The organism is Streptomyces sp. NPDC004561 (genome assembly GCF_053602155.1).
This window is the reverse complement of record NZ_JBSGDB010000231.1, coordinates 1-13,165: the sequence shown is the minus strand read 5'-3', so window position 1 is coordinate 13,165 and position 13,165 is coordinate 1. Positions and strand designations below refer to the sequence as shown.

Genomic DNA, 13,165 nt, shown 5'->3' with positions numbered 1-13,165 from the left:
CGGCGGCGCTGCCGGTCCGGGGTCGCCGCCGTACGCCGGGCGCTGTCCCGGCGGCACCGCGCCGCGCCGCACCTGACGCATCACGCGCGCGCCTTCCGGCTGCACACCGCCACTGCCGCGTCCGTAGCGGGGGCCGCGGTTGTCGTCGGACCATCCCTCGGGCCAGTCATTCATGGGCCCCAGTGTGCAGGGCGCAGCCATGTGGCTTACAAGAGATGTCGGAAAATCAGGGCGGCGCTGTTGCGAAGCTGACACAAAATCCGCGAATGTCACTTCGGCATAAGGTGGAGGGCATGACAGACCAGGTCACGGACACGGAAGCGGAGATGGAGCCGGACATTCCCGGCAAGCCCACATCAGCTTCGCGCACCACGCTCAGCCACATCATGACCCACAACGACACCAATCTGCTCGGGACGGTGCACGGCGGGGTGATCATGAAGCTGGTCGACGACGCGGCGGGCGCGGTGGCCGGCCGGCACTCCGGCGGCCCCGCCGTGACCGCCTCCATGGACGAGATGGCGTTCCTGGAACCGGTCCGCGTCGGCGACCTGGTCCATGTGAAGGCACAGGTCAACTGGACCGGCCGGACCTCCATGGAGGTCGGCGTGCGGGTCCTGGCCGAGCGCTGGAACGAGTCGACCCCGCCCACCCAGGTCGGCTCGGCCTACCTGGTCTTCGCGGCCGTGGACGCCGACGGCAAGCCGCGCCGGGTGCCCCCGGTGCTCCCGGAGACCGACCGCGACCGCCGCCGCTGCCAGGAGGCCCAGATCCGCCGCACCCACCGCCTGGCCCGCCGGCGCGCCATCCGCGAGCTGCGCGAGAGGCGGGCGGCGGAGGGCTTCGAGGACTGACGGGCGCCGGTGGGCGCCGACGGGCTCAGGTGTTCCCCGAGCACACCACCTCGTTGCCGCGCAGCACGCCCTGCTCGGGCCGCCCCGGGTCCTCGAAGCGCACCTTGCGCACCGTCCTGAAGTCGGACCCGGCGGTCACCTTCAGCAGCGGCCCCTGGCCCCGCACCGGGCGCAGCTCGCTGCCCGGCAGGGCCGCGGCCAGGGAGCGGGCGGAGCTGTCCCAGCGGGGGTCGAAGAGGATGACCGTGCGCCGCACGTCGTGGGTCGCTGCGGTCACCGGCCGATGCGTGGTCGCGAAGCCGGCCGCCGCCAGCGCCGCGTCGACCCGCTTGGCCAGCCCGGCCGTGCCGGTGCCGTTCGCCACCTGGACCCGGACCTGCCGGGGAGCCACCTCCACCGACCGCGGAGCGGGGCGGGGGTGCGGGCGCTCCACGCTGAGCGGCTTGTCGTCGCGCAGCGACTCGAACAGCTGGTCCGACTTCGCCGCGTCCCACTTCAGGGTCGAGCCGACGCCCTTGACCGGGTAGTTCATCTGCGCGATGGGGACCGTGGTGAACTCGGAGGAGGAGGGCGAGAAGTTCCGCATCGCCCGGCCGAGGTCGAGCAGCTCGTCGGTGCCGAAGCCCTCGTCGGCGCGGACCGAGCCGAGCACCGCCCGCGTCACGTCCCGGAACCGCATCGGGTTCAGCAGCACCCCGGAGGAGGTGGTCTTCTCGATCAGCGCGGCCAGGAACCGCTGCTGGCGCCTCATCCGGCCCAGGTCGCTCGCCCCGTCGAGGTGCCGGGAGCGCACGTACTGCAGCGCCTGCCCGCCCATGAGGGTGTGGGTGCCGGGGGTGAGGTCGAGCCCGGTGTACGAGTCCTTCAGCGGCGTCGCCGTGCAGATCCGCACCCCGCCGAGGACGTCCACGGTCTTCATGAAGCTGGTGAAGTCGACCTCCAGATAGTGGTCGATCTTCACGTGGGTCATGTTCTCGACCGTGCGCACCGTCAGCTGGGGGCCGCCCTCGGCGTAGGCCGCGTTCAGCCTGAGCGGATGCGGGCCGATCTGCCTGTGGGTGGCGCCGTCGACCCGCGCGGGCGCCTCGGCGTACGAGTCGCGCGGCAGGCTCACCACCGTGGCCCGCTCCCGGTCGTCCGAGATGTGCACGATCATCATCGTGTCCGTGCAGTGGCAGGGCTGGCCGCCCAGGTGGTAGGCGCGCCGCTGCTGCTCGGTGATCTTGTCCCGCCCGTCGGTGCCCACCAGCAGCAGGTTCATGCCGTGGCCGGCGCGGGGCCGGTTCTTCATGTCCTTGAAGGCGTCGACCCGGGCGATGCCCGCGTCCAGGCTGGTGACGACCGCGTGCCCGATCCCGGCGGAGGCGAGCACCACGACGGACAGCGTGGTCACCGCCCGCATGGCCCAGCGCGGCCGCCGGGGCCGCCGGGGCGGCCGGACGGAGCGCACGGGCCGCTCGGGCGGGCGCGGCACCCGGCGGGGCGGCTGCGGGCGGCGCTGTGGACGCGCGGGGGACCGAGGCGGGCTGGGCAAAGGAGGACACCTCCGGACGAGGCCGTACGTGGGATCCGTGAGCACGGTAGGCCGATACGATCTCCATCCCACGTCTCGGCACCGGCGGCGCGCACCGCTGTCCCCCGTTCGCGGTAACGTGAGCGTCCTATGAACGCCAAGCCCGACGTGCGGTTCCCCGCTGTGTCCGTGATCATGCCCGTCCTCAACGAGGAGCGGCATCTGCGCGGGGCCGTCCAAGCGATCCTCGCGCAGGAGTACGCCGGCGAGATGGAGGTCGTGATCGCCCTCGGTCCGTCCACGGACCGAACGGACGAGATCGCCGCCGAGCTGGTCCGCGAAGACCCGCGCGTGCACACCGTCCCCAATCCGACCGGGCGCACGCCCGCGGCGCTGAACGCGGCCATCAAGGCCTCCCGGAACCCGATCGTGGTCCGCGTCGACGGCCACGGCATGCTCTCGCCGAACTACATCGAGACCGCGGTCCGGCTCCTCGAGGAGACCGGCGCGCAGAACGTCGGCGGCCTCATGCACGCCGAGGGCGAGAACGACTGGGAGCACGCCGTCGCCGCCGCCATGACCTCGAAGATCGGCGTCGGCAACGCGGCCTTCCACACCGGCGGCGAGGCGGCCCCCGCCGAGACGGTCTACCTCGGCGTCTTCCGCCGTGAGGCCCTCGAACAGCAGGGCGGCTACAACGAGGAGTTCATCCGCGCCCAGGACTGGGAGCTGAACTTCCGCATCCGCGAGGCGGGCGGCCTGATCTGGTTCTCGCCGGAGCTGAAGGTGTCGTACCGGCCCCGGCCCTCCGTCCGGGCGCTGGCCAAGCAGTACAAGGACTACGGCCGCTGGCGGCACGTGGTCGCCCGCTACCACTCCGGCTCCATCAACCTGCGCTACCTGGCGCCGCCGACGGCGGTGTGCGCGATGGCGGCGGGCCTCGTGGTGGGCGTGGCCCTGACCCCGTGGGGCCTGGTCATACCCGGCGGCTACCTGGCCGCGATCGTCGCGGGTTCCGTCCCCGCCGGCCGGGGCCTGCCCCTGAAGGCCCGGCTGCAGATCCCCGTGGCCCTGGCCACCATGCACATGTCCTGGGGCTGGGGCTTCCTGACCAGTCCGAAGGACCTGGCGAGGAAGGTCATCGCGTCACGGCGGCCGGCCGTCCTCGACGCCGACCGCGTGTGACGAAGGGGCCCCTCCGGCGTACGGAGGGGCCCTACGTGCAGCCCGCGCCCGTCAGCGCGGGCGATGCCGCCGCCAGCACGGCCGCCCACCGGCCCCGGCCGTCGGGCCCCTCGAACGCTCCCGTCATGCGGGCGGTCGGCCGATCACCACTGGTAGGGCTTGTACACGTCCATGCACTGCGACTTGTCCGAGCCGTTGATGGCGTCGGAACCGCTGGGCAGATCGCCGGCCTTGGGGGGCGACTGCTTGGGATAGGACGTGCCCGTCCGCCAGTCGGCGCCCACGACGACCGTCACCCCCGACACATCGGTCGACTTCTTCACGGCGCTCGTCGGGATGCCGAGGGCCTTCGCCACGGCCTCCGCGTCACCCTCCAGGTCCGCGCTCGGGTACTGCACGACCGTGGTGTCCTCGGACAGGGTCGCCGAGGTGTCGGCCGTGGCCCGGGTGTAGCCCTTCTGGACGAGCGCCGCGCTGACCGCCCCGGCCCGGCCGCCCGTCGGGGCCTCGGTGGAGGTGCGCGTGGCGTTCCGCACCAGCACGCCGAGGCGGCCCGGATCGACCGAGGGCGTCCTGGCGGTGTCCGTGGGCTTCTTGTCCGCGGTCTGCTTCGCCTCGGACGCCGTGCCGTTCTTGTCGAACGCCACGTCGTCCCGGAGCATCTGCCACATCTTGTCGGCGTTCGCCGGGTCCGGCACGACGTGCGCGCTGTCCCGCGGGTCCTCGACGTGGGGCATCGTCACCGACGTGACACGGTTCGTCGGCACCGACTTCAGTTCCATGCCGAGGTCGTACAGCTTCTTGACCGTGCCGATCTCCTCGGAGACCTTCAGGGACTTGGTGGCCGCCTCGGCGAGGTCCATCAGCCGGCCGGTGTCGGTGAAGATGTTCTGCTGCTTCAGCGTGCGGATCATCGAGTTCAGGTACATGTGCTGGGCGCGGGCGCGCAGCAGGTCGTCGCCCCAGGCGTGCCGGGTGCGCAGCCACTGCAGCGCCTGGACACCCTGGACCTTCTGCTTCCCGGCCCTCATCTTCAGCCCCGAGCCGCCGGGTTGCGCCGGCGTCGGATGGTCCCAGACGTTCTGGTTCACACAGACCTCGACGCCGCCGATGGCGTCCGCCATCTTCACCACGCCCGCGAAGTCGATCATCATCCAGTGGTCGATGTAGACGTGGGTGAGGTTCTCCCAGGTGGCCAGCGTGCAGCCGGCGCCGCCCCGGGCCAGGCTGACGTTGATGATGTCGTTGGTCGGCGGGTACACCTTGCCGGTGTCTGGGTCCGTGCACTTGGGTATGTCGACCCGGGTGTCCCGCGGAATGCTCACCATGGCGGCGCTCTTGCGGTCCGCGGAGAGGTGGATGAGCATCTGCACGTCGGCGAGCGGCGGATTGCCGCGGTTGTCCCTGCTGCCGCCGAGCTTCACGTCCTCGTCGGAGTTACGGCTGTCGGAGCCGATCAGCAGGATGTTCAACGGCGTCTGGCCGGCCGCGTTCGGCCGGGTCCGCAGCGCCTTGGAGTCGTCGCTGCTGCTGCGCTTGCCCTTTTGGATGTTGCCGTTCAGGTGCTGGTAGTACAGGTATCCGGCGCCCGCCGTACCCAGTATGACCACCGCCAGCACGGTCGCCGACCAGCGCAGGGCGCGTCTTCTGCGCCGCCGCGGTTCGGCGTTCGGGCCGTCTCCGCGCCGCCCGCCACCGTGTCGGCCTGAGCCGTCCGACGCGTCCGAGGTCCTCGGTGTCCGCGACACCGTGTCGTCCGCCGCGGGAACCTCTCCTCGCACATCGCTCTGTGCCAACGTTCCTGCCCCTCCCCACCCTGGCGCCGGCCAACGGGTCCGTCCCGCGCCGAGTTAGACGCACGACGGGGCCATTGGGTTACCTACGAGGCGCACTTCACCTTGTCCGCTGTGAAAGCGGACGCATTATCCAGGTGACGGGTAAGAGGCTCCTGTGCGTCGGAAGGGGTGATCTGAGTAGGGGTCAGCTGGCGCACTTGACCTTGTCCGCCGTGGACCTGTCCACGTTCGGCGCCTTCGACGGAGCGGTGAGCGACACACCCGCCCCCTTGAAGTCCTTGCCCAGCGTCAGGGTCATCGCGGGCAGGCCCTGGGAGTTGGTCACGCTCTTGCCCGGCTCGAGCGCGCTTCCGGGCAGGCCCATGAGAGAGGCCAACTCGCGTGCCTGGGCGGCCTGGTCGGGCGCGTACTCGAGGGTGCTCTTGTCCAGCGGTTGCGGGGCGTTGCCCGCGTTCTCCGACTTGAGCACCCCCTTGTTGTTCTGCAGCCACTGCAGGGTCTCCTGCGCGCTGCCGGGCTGGGCACCGCCGTTGAGGATGCGGACCCGGACCTCGGAGGGGGCGGACCTGCTGCCCTTGAGCCGCGCGGCCGCCGCGTCCTTCGCCGCCTTCTGCTTCTTCTTCACCTCGGTGAAGGAGACGTCGTTGTTGATCGTGTCGAACACCTGCGGGGCCAGGGTCGGGTCGAGGATCACCGTCTTGTGGACGACACCGTCCGCCGGGTTGTCCTTCACCGGCGCGGTGAGGAAGGTGATGTTCTTCGTCGGCACCTTCTTCAGCTCCAGGGCGACGTCCTTGAGCGTGCTCACGGAACCGATGCCGGTGTCGACGGTGAGCGCCTTGGTGGCGGCCTCGGCCAGGTCCAGCAGCTTGGTCGGACTGGTCAGGGTGTCGCTGGAGGACATCTTGCGCATCAGCGAGGCCATGAACTGCTGCTGCACCTTGATGCGGTCCAGGTCGCCCTGGTTGCCCCAGCTGTGCCGGGTCCGGACGAAGGCCAGGGCCTGCTCGCCCTCGATGGTGGAGGCTCCGGCGGGCAGGTTCAGGTGCGACTCCTTGTCCTTCACCGCGTGCGCGAGGCACACCTTGACCCCGCCGACCGCCGTCGTCAGCGTCTTCACCGCGTTGAAGTCCACCATCATGAAGTGGTCCGGCTGGATGCCGGTGATCTCCTTCACGGTGCGCATGGTGCAGCCCGGGTCCCGCCCGTCCTGCCCGAGGCTGGTGTTGAACCGCACGTTCTCGGTGCCGGGGACGACCTTCGTGCTGCCGTCCGGCTGCTTCGTCGGGCAGTCCGGGATGTTCACGATCAGGTCGCGCGGAATGCTCAGCGCCGTCGCGTTGGTGCGGTCCTTCGACACGTGCAGCAGGATGTCGGTGTCCGCGTGCCCGACGCTGCCCTTGTCGCCGTAGCCCTCGTTGCCCTTGCCGGTGCGCTTGTCGGTGCCGATGATCAGCAGGTTGAAGGCCTCGTCCTTGCTGAAGCCCTTCTTGCCCGCGCTGCCGATGTCCGTCGTGGTGACGTTGCCCTCGAGGTGCCGGAGATAGAGGTAGCCGGCCGTGCCGACGGCGATCAGCACGAAGGCGGTGCCGCCCGCCGTCCACGCCAGCACCTTCTTGGCCTTCGACTTCTTCTTCACCGGGCGCCGACTGCGCCGTCCCTGCGGCGTCTCCGGCTCGGGGCCGCGGCGCCGCCGCGGCGGCGGGACGTCGCCGGAGCGCACCTGCCGCATCTCGCGGGTCCCGCCGGGCGCCGAGTCCTCACGGGGCCGCCGCGCCGCGTCGTTGCCCCGGAGGCCCGAACGACGTGGACGGGGCACCTGTGATTGCTGAGCGGAAGGAGTCAGTCGCAATTCGTATTCGCCGGTGCTCGGATTGAGCACCCACTGGTCTGCGGGATCGATGTTGTCCGCCCGCCCACGGCCTTGCGCGTCCACGGTTGTCCGAATCCTCCGTCGGGGCCACGCGGCGCCTTCCCCCCTCAAAAGGCGCTCGGGTCTCGGTGAAACAGTGCACGACCCCAGGACGGACCTCGCGGCCGGGTGCACCGGATCGCTCACACTATCCGCCCAGTTCAGCGTCAAGCGACGCCCGTGACAAATTCCACCTTCCTACAACTGGGCAATCCGCCTCATTTACTGAACGGAAGTTCGCCGTCCTGGCGCGCGCGTCACTCGCAGCCGTGTTCAGCCGCCGTGTTCCCGCGGAATGTCGGGGAGGGGGAGGGGCCGCTTCCGCCGGCTCCCCGCGCGGTCTGCCGGGGCGTTTCCGTGGACACCGCAACGGACCGGTCGGCGCGCAGCAGGCGGAACAGCTTCTCGGCCGCCGGCTCCACGAGTTGGTCACGGTTGGTGTCGTAGACGTACGACTCCCTCGGCACCGTCAGGAACTGCACGTGTTCGGTGGGGATGTTCCGCAGCCCGCGCAGCAACTGGTAGAGGCCGCGCAGACTCGCGAGGCCCGGGTCGGTGGTGAGCGAGGAGGTCGCCGCGTCCAGCACCGGGTACAGCTTCACGGGGTTCAGCAGTACGTCGTCGCTGCGCACCTTGTCGGCGAGCGCGCCGAGGAAGCGCTGCTGACGCTCCATCCGTTCGGTGTCGCTGCCGTCGCCCAGCGACTTGCGCGCCCGCACGAAACCGAGCGCCTGCTCCCCGTCGAGCGTCACCTTGCCCGCGGGCAGCTTCAGCCGGGCCGCCTTGTCGTCGATGGGCTCCTTCAGGCAGACCTGCACCCCGTCGACGGAGTCCACCATGTCCTTGAATCCGCTGAAGTCCACCACCATGTGATGGTCGATCCGAATGTCCGTGAGCTTCTCGACGGTCCGGATCGTGCACGCCGAACCGCCCACCTGGAAGGCGTGGTTGAACATCGCGAACGCCGGCCGGCTGCGGCTGCCGTCCGCCTGCAGGCAGCCGGGTATGTCCACCATGAGGTCCCGGGGCAGGGACACGGCGGTCGCGCTGTGCCGGTCGGCGGCCAGGTGCAGCAGGATCGTCGTGTCGGACCGCTCGCTGCCGAGGTCCCGCCCGTACCGGCCGTTGCCCTTCCCGGCCCGGCTGTCGGACCCGATCAGCAGGATGTTCTGCGCGCCCCGCACCAGCTCGGTGGGCCGCTCCCGTTCGTACCGGCCGAGTTCGGCGGCGGCCGCGTCGTCGGGGGTGATGTTCGCGCTGAGCTTGGCGTAGACCGCCCATCCGGTCCCGGCGGCCACCACGACCAGACCGGAGAGCCCCAGCGCCGTTCCCTTCGCGGACCGCCGCCTGCGGCGCCGCGCGAGCCCGGTCCCGGTGGCGGACGAGCCGCGCCCGGGGCCGGGGGGTGTGCGGGCGGTGTCGGTCACGGCACGGGCCCCCTCAGGGCATAAGAGCGTCACGTCCTGCTCCTACGACCATGGCGGGGAGCGGGTGGGGCGGCTCCCTGTGTTACGCCGTTCGGGTGATCCGCGGTTTCCCGGGGCGCGGGGCCGCGCCGAGGTGCGGCTCCGCCGCGCGGGCCCGTCCGGCCGGCGGCCCTACCGCCGTACCGCGGTCACCCGCTCGCTCTCGATCCGCTTGGCGAGGGCCTCCTCGTCCAGTCGGTCCAGGTTCCGGCAGAGCACCACGGAGCCGCCGGTGGCGAGCGGCGCGTACAACCCCGCGGCCAGGCCCTCCCAGGTGTCGTACGGCAGCCCCGACAGCAACCGGGATCCGGGCCCGGTCAGATCCAGCGCCGGCGCCTCCGCCCCGGCCCGCTCGACGACCTCCGCCGCGCTGAACTCCCGGCCGGCGACGATGAGCGCCGGTTCCTCCGCGTCCACCGGCGCGAACGGCGCGAACCGGTCGCCCTGGCCCGGGACTTCCACGGCGTAGTCGGCGAATCCCTCCGGCGTCCGCGGGAACCGTCCGCCGAGCGGCCGCAGCGCCAGCGCGATCCGCTCGCCACGGCAGGCCCGCGCCGCCTCCAGCGTGTCCGGCCCGCTGACGACCACGTCGGCCGCGGCCGCGTCCCCGGCGACGTCCGCGATCACGCCCACCGCCGAACAGGCCAGCAGCCACACGGCCGTCTGCCAGTGCGCGGGCAGCAGCAGCGCCACCCGGTCGCCGGGCTCGACGGACAGGTCGCCCTGGAGGAGGTTCGCGGTCTTGGCCACCCAGTTGGCGAAGGTGGCCACGGACAGTTCGACGCGTTCGCCCGTGGCGTCGTCGTAGAAGGTCACCAGGGGACGGCCGGGGTCCGCGGCGAGCGCGGAAGTCAGCAGGTCGGCGGGGGTGCGATCGGTGGCGTTCACCCGGAACAGGGTACGCGCGGGCGGGTTCGCGCACGGGGTGGTGCGGCCACTTGTCCGGCGGACCGCCGTCCGACGGTCCGTCACCGCCACCGGCTCACCGCCCGGGAGCTCCGCCTCACGGGGCCGGTCCGCGTGGAAAGACATATCTCACGTCGGGTGGTGGCAATCTTTACCCCAAGGGGAAGAACGTACGACTGAATGTGATCTCCGGTCATCAGGACGGGTTCGCCACCGAGTGCCCCGGCAAACGGCTCAACGCCGGGCTCGGCAGGCCCGCTCCAGCGCCGCCCACCACCAGGGGCGATGAGGCCGGGGGCGTGTTCAGCGCCGACGGGGGCGCGCCGATCTCATGCCGACTTCACACCGACCTCACACCGATCTCGCGCGAAACCGGGCTGTCTTCGAAGGCGCCGTCGTTACGGTCTGCGTACACTGACCGGCCGAAACGAGTAGTAACGAACAGTTCGGCCGGTCCCGGCAGGAAGCAGAGACGACAGGTGACAGAAGCGATCCTCCTGGTCGGCGGCAAAGGCACCCGGCTGCGTCCGCTCACGGTGCACACTCCCAAGCCCATGGTCCGGGCCGCCGGGGTGCCTTTCCTCACCCACCAGCTGGCCCGAGCGAGAGCGGCGGGCGTCGAGCACATCGTGCTCGCCACCAGTTATCTGGCCGAGGTCTTCGAGCCGTACTTCGGCGACGGCTCCGCGCTGGGCCTCCACATCGAGTACGTCACCGAGGACGAGCCCCTGGGCACCGGCGGAGCGATCCGCAACGTGGCCTCCCGCCTCCACTCCGGCCCCGACGAACCGGTGCTGATCTTCAACGGCGACATCCTGACGGGCCTGGACATCAAGGCCCTCGTCGACACCCACGAGTCGACCGGCGCGGACGTCTCCCTGCACCTGACGAAGGTGCCCGACCCGCGCGCCTTCGGACTGGTCCCCACGGACGAGACCGGCCGCGTCCTGGCCTTCCTGGAGAAGCCCCAGACGCCGGAGGAGATCGTCACCGACCAGATCAACGCCGGGGCGTACGTCTTCCGCCGCTCGGTCATCGACGCGATCCCGATGGGCAGGCCGGTCTCCGTGGAGCGCGAGACGTTCCCCGAGCTGCTGTCGGCGGGCGCCCATCTCCAGGGCATGGTCGACTCCACGTACTGGCTGGACCTCGGCACCCCCGCGGCCTTCGTGCGCGGCTCGGCCGACCTGGTCCTCGGCCGCGCCCCGTCCCCGGCCGTCCCCGGGCGCTGCGGCGACCGCCTGATCCTGCCCACCGCCGAGGTCGCCCCGGGCGCCAAGCTGACGGGCGGCACGGTGGTCGGCGAGGGCGCGTTCGTGGCCGAGGGCGCCCGCGTCTCCGGCTCGACCATCCTGCCCGGCGCCGTCATCGAACCCGGTGCCGTCATCACCGACTCGCTCATCGGCGCCCGCGCCCGTGTCGGCGAACGCTCCGTGCTCACCGGCGCGGTCGTCGGCGACGACGCGATCGTGGGCCCCGACAACGAGTTCCTCGAAGGCGCGCGGGTGTGGTGCGACGCGCGCATCCCGGCGGGCGCGGTGCGGTTCTCCTCCGACCAGTAGCCGTGCGGGTCGGGAGGGGCGCCGTCCATGGGGCGCGCCCCCGGGCCCCCATGTCCGAGGGGGCGGGCCTGATCGTCCTGCGCGGGTGAGCGGGGGCCGATCGCGCGGTTCACCGTGCCTCGTACGGGACATGCAGCGCTGCGGGCAGGCGTGCCTCCCTCAGTGCCTTGTGCCTCAAGGGCCTGGGGGGACGCCAGGCGGCACGTGGGTGCGGCGGCAGCGGCAACCCGCCGAGCCGCGGCGCCGGGCGCCTCACAGCAGGCCGATGTCCACCCTCGGCATCTTCGGCGCCCGCCGGGCCGGCGCGTTGCCGCTCAGCAGGATCAGCCGGGCCGCCCGATGCCGCTGCCCGGCGTACGGCTCCAGCAGACGCAGCATCACCGCGTCGTCGGCATGGCGGTCCCCCGCCAGCGCCCACCCCACGATGCCCGGCAGATGCAGGTCGCCGACCGTCACCGCGTCGGCGGCCCCATGGCTGCGCTGCACCACCTCCGCCGACGTCCACGGGCCCACCCCCGGCACGACCTCCAGCCGCGCCTGGGCCTCGGCGGCCGGCATCCCCACCGCCTGCTCCAGCCGGGCCGCGACCCGTACGGCCCGCAGGATCGTCGAGGCCCGCTTGTCGTCGACCCCGGCCCGGTGCCACTCCCAGGAGGGGATCAGCGCCCAGGTGCGCGGCGCGGGCATCACGGACATCGGCCGTTCGCCCAACCCCGCGGGCCCCGGCGCCGGTTCCCCGAATCTCCGGACGAGCAGCCGCCACGCCCGGTACGCCTCGTCGGTCGTGACCTTCTGCTCCAGCACCGACGGGATCAGGGACTCCAGCACCAGCCCGGTCCGGGTCAGGCGCAGCCCCGGCCGCCGGTGCCGCGCCAGCGCCACCACCCGGTGCCGGGGCACGAACGCGTCCGGGTCGTCGGCCGCGCCGAGCAGCTCGGGCAGCCGGTCGAGCAGCCACTCGGCACCGGGGCCCCAGGCCTCGCCGAGCACCTCACCGCCGTACGCGCGCACCCGCAGCGTGCCCGGCCCTGCGGGCGTGCGGGCGGCCCGCCACACGGAGCCGTCCGAAGTGGCCCGGAACGTGGGGTCGGCGGGCCCGCGCCGCAGCGGCCCGAGCACCAGCCGGAGGTCGAGCGGCCCCTCGGGCATCCATCGCCGTACCCGCGGCGGGGCCGTCGCCTGCCGCGGTATCCCGGCGCCACCGGCGGGTACGCCGGCATGGCCGCCGCGCACGGTCGTACGCGTGGGGCGCTGAGCGAAACGTCCTGCCACGATCGAGTTCCTCGGGGAGCCGGTGCCGTCCTACGAGACTAGGCGGTGTCCGCGGTGTTCGGGGTGTGTCACCGCACCTCGACGAACGCCTCCGGATCCCGCTCGCCCCGGGGTCCCGGCTCCTGCGCCGGCCACCCGACGGCCACCGCGCCCATCGGATCCCACTCCGCGGGCAGCCCGAGCGTCTCGCGCACCACGTCCGGGCAGAACATCGTCGAGGACACCCAGGCCGAGCCCAACTGCTCGCCGGCCAGCGCGACCAGGAAGTTCTGCACGCCCGCGCCCATCGCGACGACGAACATCTCCCGCTCCGCGCCGTCCCGCCGGGCGTCCCCGTAGTGGTGCGAGCCCTCCATGACGAGACAGGGCACCACCAGGTAGGGGGCGTTGCGCAGCACGTCGCCGCGCCGCACCCGTCTCGCGATGGACTCCTCGCTCCTGCCGTCCCGGCGCAGGTCGGCGATCCACGCGTCGCGCATCGCGTCCAGCAGCCGGGTCCTGGACTCCGCGGACTCCAGCAGCACGAACCGCCAGGGAGTGGTGTGGTGCGGCGCCGGCGCGGTCACGGCCGCGGCCACCGCGCGCCGGACCGCGCCGGGGTCCACGGGGGCGGGTGTAGAGCGGGCGTATCACGGCGAGTTCGAGGAGCACGGCGGCGACGGTGCCCACCGCGGTGCCGAAGACGACGGTGAGGGCGAA

9 protein-coding genes and 2 pseudogenes are annotated in these 13,165 nt (G+C 72.1%); 3 read left to right on the top strand and 8 right to left on the bottom strand.

Annotation, left to right across the window (positions count from 1 at the left end; genetic code table 11):
- A pseudogene (locus ACWEN3_RS26675) lies at positions 1-174 on the bottom strand (LCP family protein); the annotation flags it as partial.
- 92 nt (positions 175-266) lie between these two features.
- Here ACWEN3_RS26675 and ACWEN3_RS26670 point away from each other — a divergent pair.
- Positions 267-854: an acyl-CoA thioesterase gene (locus ACWEN3_RS26670; RefSeq protein WP_452975790.1), complete on the top strand. Its 588-nt coding sequence runs from the start codon at positions 267-269 to the stop codon at positions 852-854.
- Between the two features lie 25 nt (positions 855-879).
- Here the strand turns inward: ACWEN3_RS26670 and ACWEN3_RS26665 are convergent, their stop codons facing one another.
- Complete coding sequence (locus ACWEN3_RS26665) at positions 880-2,388, bottom strand: LCP family protein (RefSeq protein WP_452975788.1); 1,509 nt, start codon at positions 2,386-2,388, stop codon at positions 880-882.
- Positions 2,389-2,517: 129 nt separating this feature from the next.
- On the opposite strand from ACWEN3_RS26665, the gene ACWEN3_RS26660 reads away from it, so the two are divergent.
- A complete protein-coding gene (locus tag ACWEN3_RS26660) occupies positions 2,518-3,552 on the top strand; it encodes a glycosyltransferase family 2 protein (protein ID WP_452975786.1) in 1,035 nt (344 codons plus the stop codon).
- A 143-nt stretch (positions 3,553-3,695) separates the two neighbouring features.
- On the opposite strand, the gene ACWEN3_RS26655 is transcribed toward ACWEN3_RS26660, so the two are convergent.
- The 4 genes from ACWEN3_RS26655 to ACWEN3_RS26640 all read right to left on the bottom strand — a co-directional run bounded on the left by ACWEN3_RS26655 (position 3,696) and on the right by ACWEN3_RS26640 (position 9,614).
- Positions 3,696-5,348 carry an LCP family protein gene (locus tag ACWEN3_RS26655; RefSeq protein WP_452975784.1) on the bottom strand — a complete coding sequence of 551 codons (1,653 nt, stop codon included), beginning with the start codon at positions 5,346-5,348 and terminating at the stop codon, positions 3,696-3,698.
- Positions 5,349-5,532: 184 nt separating this feature from the next.
- Positions 5,533-7,284, bottom strand: coding sequence for an LCP family protein (locus ACWEN3_RS26650; protein ID WP_452975782.1), 1,752 nt, complete (start codon positions 7,282-7,284; stop codon positions 5,533-5,535).
- A 233-nt stretch (positions 7,285-7,517) separates the two neighbouring features.
- The gene (locus ACWEN3_RS26645; RefSeq protein ID WP_452975780.1) at positions 7,518-8,687 is read right to left on the bottom strand and encodes an LCP family protein; all 1,170 of its coding nucleotides are present in this window, start codon (positions 8,685-8,687) and stop codon (positions 7,518-7,520) included.
- A gap of 171 nt (positions 8,688-8,858) precedes the next feature.
- Complete coding sequence (locus ACWEN3_RS26640; RefSeq protein WP_452975778.1) at positions 8,859-9,614, bottom strand: TIGR03089 family protein; 756 nt, start codon at positions 9,612-9,614, stop codon at positions 8,859-8,861.
- A 497-nt stretch (positions 9,615-10,111) separates the two neighbouring features.
- Between ACWEN3_RS26640 and ACWEN3_RS26635 the strand changes: the two genes are divergently transcribed.
- A complete protein-coding gene (locus ACWEN3_RS26635; RefSeq protein ID WP_452975776.1) occupies positions 10,112-11,194 on the top strand; it encodes a sugar phosphate nucleotidyltransferase in 1,083 nt (360 codons plus the stop codon).
- Positions 11,195-11,446: 252 nt separating this feature from the next.
- On the opposite strand, the gene ACWEN3_RS26630 is transcribed toward ACWEN3_RS26635, so the two are convergent.
- Positions 11,447-12,466 (bottom strand): DNA-3-methyladenine glycosylase family protein, encoded by a 1,020-nt coding sequence (locus ACWEN3_RS26630; protein ID WP_452975774.1) that lies wholly within the window; start codon positions 12,464-12,466, stop codon positions 11,447-11,449.
- 68 nt (positions 12,467-12,534) lie between these two features.
- Positions 12,535-13,083 (bottom strand): annotated as a pseudogene (locus ACWEN3_RS26625) (nitroreductase family protein); the annotation flags it as partial.
- Positions 13,084-13,165 lie beyond the last annotated feature (82 nt).

Excerpts from the sequence above, each read along its gene's own strand:
- ACWEN3_RS26670 (WP_452975790.1), top strand. The coding sequence starts at position 267 with ATGTCACTTCGGCATAAGGTGGAGGGCATGACAGACCAGGTCACGGAC.
- ACWEN3_RS26660 (WP_452975786.1), top strand. The coding sequence starts at position 2,518 with ATGAACGCCAAGCCCGACGTGCGGTTCCCCGCTGTGTCCGTGATCATG.